The sequence below is a fragment of the Cellulomonas sp. genome (assembly GCF_965229465.1).
In the GTDB taxonomy this organism is placed as follows: Bacteria; Actinomycetota; Actinomycetes; order Actinomycetales; family Cellulomonadaceae; genus Cellulomonas.
The window spans coordinates 3,314,044-3,327,365 of sequence record NZ_OZ245882.1; the positions used below are offsets into that span (position 1 = coordinate 3,314,044).

At 73.3% G+C, this 13,322-nt stretch carries 7 protein-coding genes; 3 read left to right on the forward strand and 4 right to left on the reverse strand.

Annotated features, from left to right (window positions below; all coding sequences use genetic code 11):
• Positions 1-39: 39 nt before the first annotated feature.
• Positions 40-3,468, forward strand: coding sequence for a DUF5107 domain-containing protein (locus tag ACO06A_RS15780; protein ID WP_421733163.1), 3,429 nt, complete (start codon positions 40-42; stop codon positions 3,466-3,468).
• Entirely contained in the window at positions 3,465-5,858 is a 2,394-nt protein-coding gene (locus tag ACO06A_RS15785) for a beta-galactosidase (RefSeq protein ID WP_421733164.1), read from the forward strand. Before ACO06A_RS15780 ends, ACO06A_RS15785 begins: the two co-directional genes overlap by 4 nt.
• On the opposite strand, the gene ACO06A_RS15790 is transcribed toward ACO06A_RS15785, so the two are convergent.
• Complete coding sequence (locus tag ACO06A_RS15790) at positions 5,855-6,772, reverse strand: aldose epimerase (protein ID WP_421733165.1); 918 nt, start codon at positions 6,770-6,772, stop codon at positions 5,855-5,857. The genes ACO06A_RS15785 and ACO06A_RS15790 overlap by 4 nt on opposite strands.
• Positions 6,773-7,070: 298 nt before the next feature.
• Between ACO06A_RS15790 and ACO06A_RS15795 the strand changes: the two genes are divergently transcribed.
• A complete protein-coding gene (locus ACO06A_RS15795) occupies positions 7,071-8,306 on the forward strand; it encodes a PP2C family protein-serine/threonine phosphatase (protein WP_421733166.1) in 1,236 nt (411 codons plus the stop codon).
• A 29-nt stretch (positions 8,307-8,335) separates the two neighbouring features.
• On the opposite strand, the gene ACO06A_RS15800 is transcribed toward ACO06A_RS15795, so the two are convergent.
• From ACO06A_RS15800 to ACO06A_RS15810, 3 genes are all read right to left on the reverse strand, one after another.
• Positions 8,336-9,241 (reverse strand): endonuclease/exonuclease/phosphatase family protein, encoded by a 906-nt coding sequence (locus tag ACO06A_RS15800; protein ID WP_421733167.1) that lies wholly within the window; start codon positions 9,239-9,241, stop codon positions 8,336-8,338.
• Positions 9,238-10,350, reverse strand: a complete 1,113-nt coding sequence (locus ACO06A_RS15805) for a hypothetical protein (protein ID WP_421733168.1) — start codon at positions 10,348-10,350, stop codon at positions 9,238-9,240. Before ACO06A_RS15805 ends, ACO06A_RS15800 begins: the two co-directional genes overlap by 4 nt.
• 89 nt (positions 10,351-10,439) lie before the next feature.
• On the reverse strand, positions 10,440-13,220 hold the full coding sequence (locus tag ACO06A_RS15810) for an AAA family ATPase (protein ID WP_421733169.1): 2,781 nt from the start codon (positions 13,218-13,220) through the stop codon (positions 10,440-10,442).
• Between the last annotated feature and the right edge of the window lie 102 nt (positions 13,221-13,322).

The window sequence follows — 13,322 nt, forward strand, 5'->3', positions numbered from 1 at the left end:
TATCGCGCAGTCCTGTCAACCACTCGTAGGTTCAGCATCATGCTCAGCGAAGAGTCCAGGATCGTGCTGCCGGACGCGCCGGCCGAGATCGCGGGGCGGTCCGTGCGCGCGTGGACGAGCGCGATCTCGATCGACACGTACGAGGCCGGCTCCCCGGACCGGTACCCGGCCTATCTCGACCAGCGCGTCTACCAGGGCTCGTCGGGCGCGGTGTACCCGCTGCCGTTCATCGAGAGCGTCGCGCAGGTCAAGACGCCACGGCTGTGGGACGCGGTCCACCTGGAGAACGAGTACGTCCGGCTGATGATCCTGCCCGAGCTGGGTGGGCGCATCCACGTGGGCCTGGACAAGACCCGCGGCTACGACTTCTTCTACCGCAACGACGTGATCAAGCCCGCGCTGGTCGGCCTCGCCGGGCCCTGGATCTCCGGGGGAGTCGAGTTCAACTGGCCGCAGCACCACCGGCCCGCCACCTACCTGCCGTGCGAGGTCTCGATCGAGGAGGAGCCGGACGGCTCGGTGACGGTGTGGTGCTCCGACCACGACCCGTTCGCCCGCATGCAGGGGATGCACGGCCTGCGGCTGCGGCCCGGAAGCGCCCTGATCGAGGTGCGGGCGCACGTGGTCAACCGGACCGACGACGTCCAGACGTTCCTGTGGTGGGCGAACGTCGCCGCCGCGGTCAACGACGACTACCAGTCGTTCTTCCCCACGGACGTGCGCGTGGTGGCCGACCACGCCAAGCGCGCGATCACGACGTTCCCCGCCGCGACCGACCACTACTACGGCGTCGACTACCCGGCGCAGCGCACCCCCGAACGGCCTGACGGCGACCGGCTCGACTGGTACCGGAACATCCCGGTGCCGACGTCGTACATGTGCCTGGGCACGCAGGACGACTTCTTCGGCGGGTACGACCACGGTGCCCGCGCGGGCTTCGTGCACTGGGCGGACCACCGCTTCTCGCCCGGCAAGAAGCAGTGGACCTGGGGCAACGCGCCGTTCGGCTGGGCCTGGGACGCGCAGCTGACCGACACGAACGGCCCCTACGTCGAGCTGATGGCCGGCGTGTTCACGGACAACCAGCCGGACTTCGCGTTCCTCAAGCCGGGCGAGTCCAAGACGTTCTCCCAGTACTGGTACCCGATCCAGGACATCGGGCCGGTGCACCAGGCAACGAGAGACGTCGCGGTGCGGCTGGACGTCGTCGGCCAGGGGTCGACGACGCGGGTCCGCGCAGGCGTCGCGACGACGTCCCCCCGACCCGGCAGCCGGGTGCTGGTGCGCTCCGGGTCGCTCGTCCTCCTCGACGAGCGCGTCGACCTGGCACCCGGCGCGCCGTTCGTCGAGGAGGTGACCGTCGGGACGCCCGTCCTGCCGGAGTCGTGCGAGCTGGTGGTGGAGCACGACGGCACCGTGCTCCTGACGTGGAGTCCGCGTCCACCCGACGACCACCAGGCTGCGCCGACCGACGCCGCCAACGAGCCGCCGGAGCCGTCGCAGATCGACTCCGTCGACGAGCTGTACGTCACCGGGGTGCACCTCGCCCAGTACCGGCACGCCACCCGGTCGCCGGAGCCGTACTGGTCCGAAGCGCTGCGACGGGACCCGGGCGACTCCCGCTCCCACGTGGCCCTCGGCGCCCGGCGCCAGCACGACGGCGACCTGGAGGCCGCGGAGCAGCACCTGCGTGCTGCGGCGACCCGGTTGACCCGGCGCAACCCCAACCCGCGCGACGGGGAGGCGCACTACCGGCTCGGCATCGTGCTCGGACGCCTGGGTCGCACCGACGACGCCAGGTCGGCGCTCGCCACGGCGATGTGGGACGGGGCGTGGCTCGACGCCGCCTCGGTGGCGACCGCGCGTCTCGACCTCGCGGAGGGCCGCACGGCGCAGGCCGGCGACGACCTGGCGGCGCTCCTGCTCCGCAACCCCGGGCACCACCAGGCGCGCAACCTCGCAGCGGTCGCGGCCCGTCGCCAGGGTGACCTGACGATGGCCCGTGCACATGTCGAGCTGACGTTCGCGGCGAACCCGCTCGACGCCTGGGCGCGCGACCTCGCGAGCCGGCTGGGGCTGGACCGGTCGACGACGCCGGATCCCACCGTCGCCCTGGACGTGGCCAGGGAGTACCTCAGCATCGGCGAGGACGACGCGGCCACGGAGCTGCTCGAGCACAGCAGCGCCCTGCCGGTGACGCCGGGTCGGACGAACGTCGCGCCGCTCGCGCTCGTGCACCTGGCGGACCTCGAGCTGCGTCGCGGTCGCCCGTCCGCGGCCGAGGGGGCGCTGGCGAGGGCGCGTCGGCTGGACCGCACCTGGTGCAACCCGTGGGCCGGGGACAACGACGCGCTGGAGCGCCTGCGCCGATGGCTCCCGGGCGACGCGATGCTCGCGGAGCTCCAGGGCCACTGGCTGTACGCAGCCCGTCGGCGCCTGGAGGCGATCGAGGCGTGGGAGGTGGCCGCCCGGAGCGCGGACGCCGGACCGGTCGTCCTGCGCAACCTCGGCATCGCCGCCCACAACGTCCAGGTCGACCCGCTCCTCGCTGCCGACTACTACGCCCGAGCGCGTCACCTCGCCCCGGACGACGCACGGCTCCTGTTCGAGTCCGACCAGCTCGCGGGGCGCCGTGGGGTCGACCCGACGCAGCGCACCGACTTGCTGCTGGAGCGGCCCGACCTGGTGAGCTCCCGTGACGACCTCTCGGTCCAGCTCGCCGAGCTGCTCACCGCCCGCGGCCGTGCGCTCGAGGCGCTCGACGTGCTCACCGGCCGGGTCTTCCAGCCCTGGGAGGGCGGCGAGGGCCGGGTCCTGGCCGCGTGGGAGGAGGCCCACCTGAGCCTCGCGCGCCATGCGCTGGCCGGTGGAGATCCTGCCGCCGCGGTCCGGCATGCCCGCGCGGCTCTCGACCCGGTCTCCACCCTCGGCGAGGCTCGGCACCCTCTGGCCAACACGGCGGACCTGCACCTCGTGCTCGGTGATGCGCTCGCCGCGGACGGGGAGCCGGACGCCGCCCGGGCGCAGTGGGAGAGGGCGGCCGAGCAGCACGGCGACTTCCAGGGGATGCAGGTCCACCTGCACTCCGAGCGGACCGCTGCGGCCGTGACCGCCCTGCGCAGGCTCGGGCGGTCGCACGAGGCGCAACGGCTGCGCGACGGCCTGGGGTCGTACGTGGCCGAGCAGGCCGCGGTGGTCGCCCGGGTCGACTACTTCGCGACCTCGCTGCCGACGATGCTGCTGTTCACCCAGGACGTCCAGGCGGCCCACGACATACGCGTCCGCGTGCTCGAGGCGCAGCTCGCGTCCCTCGACGACCGGGAGGCCGTCGCGGCGGCGATCGCCGACGACGTCCTCGCGCACGACCCGCTCAACCCCTGTGCGCTCGCCCTCGCGTCCCCGGGCGGCGCTCGGCGCCCTAGGGTGACGGCCGGCGCTGTCGACCTACCGCTGCAAGGAGAGACATGACCGACGATGCTCGCCGGGCGACGCTCGTGGCATCCCGTCGTCTGACCGTCGCGGCACCCGCGGCGCCACGTCGGGGCCACCTGCACGTCGGTGACAGCCCGGCCGGGGCCGACGCGATCGAGGTGACGAGCCGGTACGTCGAGCGCGCCGGGCGCCCGTGGTTCCCCGTCACGGGGGAGATCCACTACGCGCGCATCCCGCGCGACCGCTGGAGCGAGGTGCTGGGTCACGCACGCGCCGGCGGGCTGGCGTGCGTCGAGACCTACGTGCTCTGGCAGGCGCACGAGCCCGAGCCCGGCCGCTTCCGGTGGGACGGCGGGCTGGACCTGCGCGCGTTCGTCGAGCTCGCCGCGCAGCACGGCCTCGACGTCGTGGTCCGCATGGGTCCGTGGGCGCACGGCGAGGCGAGGTACGGCGGCTTCCCGGACTGGCTCGTCGACCGGGGACTGCCGACGCGGACGAACGACCCGGAGTACCTCGAACTCGTGCGGGCCTTCTACGCCCAGACGGTCGCCCAGCTCGTCGGGCTCGCGCACGCCGACGGCGGTCCGATCGTCGGGGCCCAGATGGACAACGAGCTCTACGACCAGCCCCAGCACCTGGCGCGGTTGCGGGAGATCGCCGAGGAGGCGGGGCTGCGGGTCCCGATCTGGACCGCGACGGGCTGGGGCGGTGCCCAGGTCCCCGAGACGCTGCTCCCCGTGTACGGCGCCTACTCGGACGGCTTCTGGGACGACGAGCAGACCGAGTGGCCGGCGTTCGCGTCGTGCCACTTCCGCTACAGCCCCGTCCGGGACGACCTGTCGGTGGGGGCCGACCTGCGCGAGGCGCTGGACGGGATCGGCGTCGACGCCGGGGCCGTGCCGCTCAGGGACGACGACGAGCTGCCCTTCGCGACGTGCGAGCTCGGAGGTGGCATGCACGTGGCCTACCACCGTCGACCTCTGGTGACCCCGCGGGACATCGAGGCGCTCGCGCTCGCCAAGGTGGGCAGCGGCTCCATCTGGCAGGGCTACTACATGTACGCCGGCGGGACGCAGCGCACCGGCCCGCACGGCTCCGAGCAGGAGTCGCACGCCACCGGCTACCCGAACGACGTGCCGCGGGTGACCTACGACTTCGCGGCGCCCATCGGCGAGCACGCGCAGATCCGCCCCCATCACCACCACCTGCGGCGCCAGCACCTGTGGCTGCACGAGGACGGTCACCGGATCGCGGCGATGACCTCGACCGTCGGGGGCGGGAGCGAGGACCTGGACGAGCTGCGGTGGGCGGTCCGGTCGGACGGCCACAGCGGCTACCTGTTCGTGTCCACCCACCAGCCGGCCGCGCAGCCGCTCCCCGGGCAGCAGGACGTCCAGGTCACGGTCGACCTGGCCGACGACTCCGTGACCGTCCCGACGGTGCCGGTCGACATCCCCGCCGGCGTCTCGCTGGTCTGGCCCCTGCGCTACCCGGTGTCACCGTCGGTCGTCCTGCGCAGCGCCACCGCCCAGGTGCTCACCCGCGGCAGCGACGACGACGGCGAGATCCTCGTCCTGGGCGCCTACGAGGGCATCCCCGTCGAGCTCGTGCTGGACGGTCCGCTCGAGGTGGGCGGCGCCGGCACGGGAGTCGTCCGGGACGGGACCACCGTGGTCTCGCTGGTCGAGCCGGCGGGGCCGCGGTGCGTGGTCGAGCTGCCGGGCGTCCGGATCATGGTCCTGGACCCCGCGAGCGCCGAACGGCTGTACGTCCTGGACCTGGCGGGCCGGGACCGCCTCGTGCTGTCCGACGCCCCGCTCTACGCGCTCGGCGGCGAGCTCGTCGTGCACCCGGACGAGGCGCAGCACACCCTCTGGCTCCTGCCCGCACCCGCGGAGCTCGTGGCCGACGGTGCGCAGCTCAGCGACCCGCGCGACGACGGTCCGTGGCGGAGATGGGCTCTGCGCGCGCAGCACGCGGGGCGCACCAGGCTCGTCTCCGGCCTCGAGCCGCAGGCGACGGCGGTGCCTGACCCGGTCCGGGGCGGTCCCCTGCACCGGCTGAGCGCGCCGACCGACTTCACCGGTGCGGCCGTGGTGCACGTGGACGTGCCCGCGGAGCTGCTCGACGGCGCCGACCGGGCGCTCCTGCGCCTGACCTGGACCGGTGACGTCGGCCGGGCGTTCGTCGGCGACCGGCTGGTCAGCGACCACTTCTGGCACGGGCGTGTCTGGGACGTCGACCTGACGCCGTGGGTGTCCGAGGTGGCGGAGTCGGGGGTGCGGTTCGAGCTCCTGCCCTGGCGGCGCAGCACGGGCGTGTGGGTGCACCCGAGCGTCCGCTACATCCCGGACGGCGTGCACGTGGCCGCGATCGACGTGGTCCGGGTCGGCCGCGTACGGCTCACCGGCGTGGAGCGGGACTAGCCGAGGCTGGCCTTGATGCCCCACGCGAGACGCCACCGGCCACCCGGCGGCACCCAGCGCAGCCCGGTGCCCGAGTTCAGGGCGTCGCCCGGAGCCGTCATCGGCTCCACCGCCAGCGCGCGCCGGGACGACTCGTCGCCGGGCGCCGGGTACGCCCGGCTCACGTAGACCTGGCGGTACGCGAAGTCGTCGTCGGCCCACAGCTCCAGGGCGCGACCGTCGGGGGCCGTCACCGTCGTTGACGAGCCGGGAGTCACAGCGAAGCACGCGTGAAGGTCGTCGGTGCCCAGGCGGCGCCCGCGGCGCAGGTCGAAGGCGGTGCCGTCCACCCCGGCGGCATCCCGCGGGATGAGCCGCTCGTCGAGCGGCAGGTGCGTGTCGGCCGGCACGCGCAGCACCAGGTCCTCGGTGGGGACGTCACCGATCCGGAGGTAGGGGTGGGCGCCGAGCGCGACGGGCGCGGGCACGGGGGAGTCGTTGCACACCTGGGACGTCACGGTCAGCCCGCGCGGGGTGAGCTCGTACGTCACCGCCAGCGTGAGGCTGAAGGGGTAGCCGGGCGGGGCCGTGACCGACCCCACGACCGTGACCCGGTCGCGCGCGCGAGCACGCGCGGCGAAGAGCGTGCCGCCGACGAGCCCGTGGCCGGCGTGCCCGAGCCCCGGCTCGTTGACGGGGAGCTGGTGAGTGACGCCGCGCTGGGTCCACCGACCGTCGCGCACCCGGTTGGGCCACGGGAACAGGACCGCCCCCGCGCACTGGGGCGCGGGAGCTCCCTCCGGGTAGGTCTCGACGAGTGGCACGCCGTCGACGACCAGTGCACGCAGGCCACCACCGCGCAGGTCGACGGCGGCGGTCGTCCGTCCGCCCGCGGTCACCCGCGCCAAGGTCACGGCGGTGCTCGCAGTCAGCACGGCATTCCTCTCCGTGCTCGGGGCGAGCGGTGCGGACGAGGGCAAGCCTCCCGCGGACAGGGGCGGCACGGGCCGTCCGACGCGTCACAACTCGGCCACGCCGGCTGACGGTTCGTCCATGCAGGTCGGTCGAACGTGCATCGGCCGCCATCGCGCCGTGGTTGCCGCGCTCAAAGAACCGCCACTCAGGCGTCGTGGGCGGTGTCGCCTGGCTCGGGACGGCGACAGGCGCGCCCCCGGCATCCAGGCCGAGGTGCTCCGCGGGGCGGACGCTCGCCAGTCGTGCCATGGTTGCGCGATGACGATGGCCGGCAGGGTCGACATCTCCGCCCTGCTCACGGCAGTGGAGGACGTCTCGCCTGCCGAGGCGATGTCCGTCGCCTCAGACGTGCTGCGCCGGACGCTCGGGGTGCAGTCCGCGACGTTCCTGATCGCCGACGCCGCAGGAAGCACTCTCGTCGACCTCGCGAACACCGATGGGCGCTTCGACCTCGACGGCACGGACCCCGGGCGCGCGTGGCGTGAGCAGCGCGCGGTGCACGACGGGCACGGGTGGTCGTACACGCCCGTGACCGTGCGGGGCGACGCGCTGGGGGTTCTCGCGGTACAGCTGCCGGCGCACGACGCCGACGCCCCGGACGACGCGAACCGCACCCAGGACGCGACGACGGCCGGACAGCTCGCCGCGGTGGCGCACGCCCTGGGCTACGTCCTCATCGCGAACCAACGCCACACCGACAGGTACGAGACCGCCATGCGGTCGGTCGAGTTCACGCTCGCCCGGGAGATCCAACGACGGCTCCTCCCCCCGGGATTCGTCTGCGAGGGAGGATCCTTCACGATCGCCGGGTGGCTCGAGCCCTCCGCCAGCGCAGCCGGCGACACGTTCGACTATGTCGCGTCCCCCGACCGGCTCACGGCCTCGCTCACCGACGCGACCGGGCACGACCTCGGCGCCGCGATGGTGGCGACGCTCACCGTGAACGCGCTGCGCAACGCCCGGCGGCGGGGCGCCGACATCGCCGAGCAGGCGAACGCCGCCAACACCGCCCTCCTCGAGCAGGACGGGGCCGGCAGCTTCGTCACGGGGATCCTCCTGGAGATGGATCTTCGTTCGTCCGGTGACGAGAACCGGCCCGACGACCGCACCGTGGCCCGGATCATCAACGCAGGGCACCCCGGCGCGCTCCTGCTGCACGAGGGACAGGTCACCACCGTGGCGCCGGCCAACAACCCCCTGCTCGGGCTGCGCGCGCACGAGTACCAGGTCCAGGAGATCGAGCTGAGCCCCGGCGACCGGCTGCTGCTGATGACCGACGGCATGTTCGAGCGCAGCGCCGCGAGCTTCGACCTCCCCGGTGCCCTGCGCGACACCGCCGACCAGCACGCGCGGAGCGTGGCCCAGGGCATCTCGCGCATCTTCCTCGAGACGGTCGGCAACGAGATCCAGGACGACGCGGCCTTGCTGCTCCTCGAGTGGCACGGCGGCACCACCAGCCGCACCACCCGCCGCGGGGCGGACCACGAGCAGTAGCGCGGGCACGGAGCGCCCGGCGGCTCGACCTACCAGTTCAGCGTGCCCTCCCCGCGGAGCACGGCGTGGTCGGACAGCCACAGGGTCGTCGTCACGCCCCGGTAGTCCGAGCCCCACCGTGAGGCGGTGAAGAAGACGTCGTCGCACTTGCTGGTCCCGCAGGTCGGTGCGTTGTAGGTACCGTCCCCTCCGGTACGACGCTGGTCGGCCTCCACCATCACCCCGGTCCCCGTCTGGCAGGTGGTCGTCGACGTGCCACCGAACCCGCCCGAGTAGAGCGGCCGGAGCGCGACGGCGGCGGTGCAGCTGCGCACGTCGACGTTGGTGTCCACGCCGAGCAGCGCGGCGCCGCCGCTCCCCGCGTGCGTCGCGAGCAGGCCTCCGACAGCGGCGGCCTGGTCGGTGTGCGCGGCGCCGTAGACGGAGAAGTGCGAGCTGCACACCCGGAACGTGGCACCGATGACGACGTCCCCGCACAGCAGGTACCGCCGTTCGTTCTCGCCGAGCGGGTTCGGCAGCAGGGTCGCGGTCACGTTGGTGGGTGCCGGGGCGCGGGCCAGCAGCGCGATGCCCCAGCTCCGAGCGCCGGGCGCGCAGCGGTCGTCGCCGATCCCGACGGTCTGGAAGAACGTGCCGTGCCAGGTCGAGCCGAGCCGCTGGACCAGCCGGTCGTACGTGTAGCGGCACACCTCCTGGAGCGTGACCACGTTGCTCCCGGCGAACAGCACGCTGCTCGCGATGACGTCCGCCCGCTGGGCGGCGGTGGCGTCGCACTCGGGGTCGCGCCCGTACTGGTCGCACGCGTTGAACTCGAAGACCTTCGTCCGCAGGGTCGCGGCCTGGGCGGCGGACTGCGTCGCCAGGGTCGCGACGACGAGCACAAGGAGCACCAGCAGCGACGTCGCGTATCCCCGGCGGGACCGTCGGGCTCTCATGGCAGGGCGCATCGTGGGATCTCCAGCCGGTCCGCGCTCACCAGGCCCAGGTCGGCCCCGATCTCCGCTAACGAGGTCGCCACGAAGCGTCCGCCCGCGGTGCGCGACCACGTGCGGGCAATGGGGGAGGAGTCGGGACCGTTGTCGAGCATCGTCACCCGGGAGCCGTCGGCGGCCGAGTACACGAGGTCACCGCGGACGCCTCGCAGCACGATCGTCGACCTGCCCGTCGCGACATCGATCTCGACGACCCGGTCCCGCGGTGCGCCGGCGGCGGTCGGTGCGCGACCATCGACGGTCAGCAGCCTCGTGCCGTCGGGCGACCAGTCCAGCGAGAGCAGGGCAGTTGCCGCATCCGCCCGATGGACGGTCGTGCTGACGCCGGTCGCCGCGTCCGCCACTCGGACCTCCTGGGACGCGTCGGGCAGCGTCGCGACGGACGCGAGCCACCGCCCGTCAGGGCTCCACGTGAGCTCACGCGTCGCGACGACGGCCGGCTCGACGCTGCGCGCCGTCGCCGGGGCGAGACTGCGCGGGGCCGCCGCGGCGGGCAGGTCCACGAGAGCGGGCGCCGACGTGCCCGCGCCCGGCTGCTCCCCGGCGGTGAAGACGGTCAGCCCGAGCCGGGACCCGTCCGGGTCGGGTGCCACGCCACCGACGTCCGGCGCCTCCAGCACGACCGACTGCTGCCCGGTGGCGAGGCCGATCGCCACCACCCGGTCGGCCGGTGCCGTGCGTGCCGCCGACGACTCCCCGGCGACGGCCGGGGACGCGTAGACGGTGGTGGCGTCGGCGACGATGCCGAACTCGTACGAGCCGAGGTCGGTGGTCACCGCCGACACGGAGCCGTCCGGGCGCACGCCGTAGATGTCGGACGACGGTGAGGACCCGGACCCTTCCACCCGCTCGCCCTCCGCAGTGAAGCCCCGGAACACGGCGACGAACGGCTGGTCGCCGCACGCGACGAGCCCTGCGAACGGGGCGGCGTCGACCCGCGGCGCGTCCCGAGGCTCGGCATCGAGGCTGGACGCGCACGCCGCCACGAGCACCGCGATCCCGAGCAGAAGGACGCCTGTGCGCGCGTGCCGAGCTCGGGTGGTGGATGTCATGTCGGGCCCCCGCCGTCAGTCCGCTCTCGACACTAGGTCGCGGCGGCGAACCCGACAAGACCGCCCGACGATGTCCGCGCACCCCGGGACTACGAGGCAGGCAGGGCCGCCAGCCCGGCCCCCAGGAGCGTGGCGTTCAGCTCTCTCCGGGAACTCACGCGCAACTTGGTGAAGACCTTGCCCAGGTGCCATTCGACTGTGCGCGCACTGAGGTAGAGCCGAGCCCCGATCTCCGGGTTCGTCAGACCATCACTCGCCAGCTGAGCGATCTGCGCCTCCTGGAGCGTGAGGCGCTCGCGCGTCTCCACGGTGCGGCTGCGCGCCTTCTCCCCGGTCGCGAGCAGCTCGCGGCGGGCGCGCTCGGCGAACGCGTCCATGCCGATCGTGGAGAGCATCTCGTGGGCGGTACGGAGCTGTTCTCGGGCATTGACGCGCAGGCCTTGACGTCGGAGCCACTCGCCGTAGAGCAGGTGGGCGCGGGCGAGGTCTGGTCGGAGCTGCGTCCGCCTCAGGCGTTCGATCGCCTCGCGGTACGACTGCTCGGCCGCGTGACCCTCGCTGAGCAGCGCTCGCGACCGCGCATGGATCCCGAGCGACCACTCTGTGTCGCACGCCTGGACGTGCTCCCCGAGCCGATGGAGCGCGTCTCTCGCCATCTCGGTGTGGCCCGTCCGCGTGGCTGCCTCGATCAGCTCGTTCAAAGCCCACGAGGCGATGTGGAGCTCCGGTGTGTGGTCGCACGCCGCCACTGCCTCCGCGAGCGCCTCGTCATAGCGGCCGAGGCCGTTCATGAGCACCGCCTTCGACCACCTCGCGTACTGGACGGCGGTTCCCTGTCCACCGGCAGTGCCGTGGTCGATCGCCCGCGCGATGAGGTCGGAGGCCTGGGCCTCGTGGCCGCGAGGCCCCGCGAGCACGAGTGCAGCGTGCGGGGCGATGCGGGTGTCGGTCGCCTCCTTCAGGGTGTCCACCTCCGCTGCGAACAGCGCAGCCCTGGCGAAGTCGCCGCCGAAGACCGCCGCCTGGCCGCACGCGTTGTCGACGACGGCGAGGGCCTCCAGTGCCCCCGAGTCCCGGGCGAGTCGAGCTGCGGCCATGCCGATCTCGAGCCCGCGGTCGTAGTCCCAGACCAAGTTCGCCGCTCGCGTCGCGAGCCAGCCCCACCGAAGGAGCTCGTCGTCGGAGACATCGCGACTCGCGAACGCAGCGACCGCACGCCGTAGCGCGGGCACCGCTGCGGGGCGGCCGTCGGTGAACACCAATGCCAAGCCGTCGAGGAGCACATCGCACGGAAGAGGAGACGTCTCGGGTTCGGGAGCGGTCGCCACGGCGAAGGAGACGTCCCGGAGGGTGCCGCCCGCCCGCGCGAGTCCACCGGCGAACAGCGCTGCGGCCCACGCATCGAGATAGGTGGTGCGCGACAGGCGTACGTCAAGAGTCTCGAGCTTCCGAGCAGCTCGGAGCAGCAGCAGGGAGGCCTCGCCACCGCGGTTCTGCGCAAACGCGATCTCGGCCTTCAGCCGGTCCACGCGCGCTCGGGCGAGCTCGTCGAGCGGTCCGGTCTCCGCTGCGGCCACCAGCCCGGATGCCGCGTCGAATGCGCCGGCCTGGAGGCTCGCCTGGGCTGCTGCCAACGCACGGTCGGCCCGTCTCGCGGGCTCTCGGGTCAGGGCGACGGAGCGCTGCAGGAAAGCAGCAGCCGCAGCCAGTCCGCCGCGAGCCTTCGCTCGCCCGGCCGACCGCTCGAGCTCTGCGGCGACGACGTCATCGGGACCGAGCACGGCCTGGGCGCGGTGCCAGGCACGACGATCAGGGTCGACGTCGGGGTCCGTGGCCGCGGCGAGTGCTCGGTGCGCGGTGCGGCGCTCCGTCGGCGACGCAGCCCGGTAGATCGCGGATCGCAGGAGGGGATGCCGGAACCCCACGCGTGCGTCGATCTCGATCAGGTCGTCCGCCTCTGCCGGCGCCGCTGCGTCGACCGGGATATCGAGCTCGGAGGCAGCGCGCCAGAAGAGACTGGGGTCACCGACCGGATCGGCCGCCGCCACCAGCAGCAAGCGTTGGGTCTCGCTGGGGAGCATCTGTATCCGGCGGCGATAGCTCGCTTCGATCCGGCTCGGCACAGTCAACCGGCCCGTGACGGAGAAGCCGCCTGCGAGGTCGGTCGACGACTGACCCCGTGGCAGCTCCAGCAGGGCGAGCGGATTGCCGTGCGCCTCGGCGATGATCCGGCCGCGCACCGACCTGTCCAGTGGGCCGAGGCTCGCGGCCATCACCAGTCCGGCCGCGTCTGCGTCCGACAACCCTCCGAGCCGAAGTTCCGGCAGCCCTTCGAACTCGCTCGGGGCGTCCCCGTCGCGCTCGGCAAGAACGATGACGACCGAATCCGCGTGCAGGCGCCTCGCGACGAACGAGAGGACCTGGGCCGAGGACCGATCCAGCCACTGGGCGTCATCGACGAGGCAGACCACCGGCTGCGCGTCTGCGTGCTCGGAGAGCTGGCTCAGCAAGGCGAGCCCGACGAAGAATCGATCGGGCGGTGGTCCCGAGCTGAGGCCGAATGCCGTCTCCAGAGCCTCGCGCTGCGGTGCTGGCACACGCTCGAGACCATCGAGGAGCGGCCAGGAGAGCTGATGGATCGCCGCGAACGGCAGCTCCATCTCCGACTCGATCCCGACCACACGGACGACTCGGCACCCGGTGCTGCGAGCCGCCACGTAGTCGAGCAGGGCGGTCTTGCCGATGCCGGCCTCGCCGCGAAGCACCACCGCCCGGCTGTCGCCTCCGCGCGCGGCCTCGACATGGGCGTCGAGCGCCGCGCACTCGCTACCGCGGCCACGCAACTGTACGGCGACCCGTTGCTGCGACACCTGTCACCCCTCTGGCCGCTATGGGCCCACGCGTGGCGTCTGCCAGAGCATATTCCCGTGCCGTGCGCGACCCGAGGCGTAGGTCCGTTCGGAGCGCCCGAC

Coding starts and splice junctions, on each gene's coding strand:
- ACO06A_RS15780 (WP_421733163.1), top strand. CDS start 40: ATGCTCAGCGAAGAGTCCAGGATCGTGCTGCCGGACGCGCCGGCCGAG.
- ACO06A_RS15785 (WP_421733164.1), top strand. CDS start 3,465: ATGACCGACGATGCTCGCCGGGCGACGCTCGTGGCATCCCGTCGTCTG.
- ACO06A_RS15795 (WP_421733166.1), top strand. CDS start 7,071: ATGACGATGGCCGGCAGGGTCGACATCTCCGCCCTGCTCACGGCAGTG.
- ACO06A_RS15800 (WP_421733167.1), bottom strand. CDS start 9,241: ATGAGAGCCCGACGGTCCCGCCGGGGATACGCGACGTCGCTGCTGGTG.
- ACO06A_RS15805 (WP_421733168.1), bottom strand. CDS start 10,350: ATGACATCCACCACCCGAGCTCGGCACGCGCGCACAGGCGTCCTTCTG.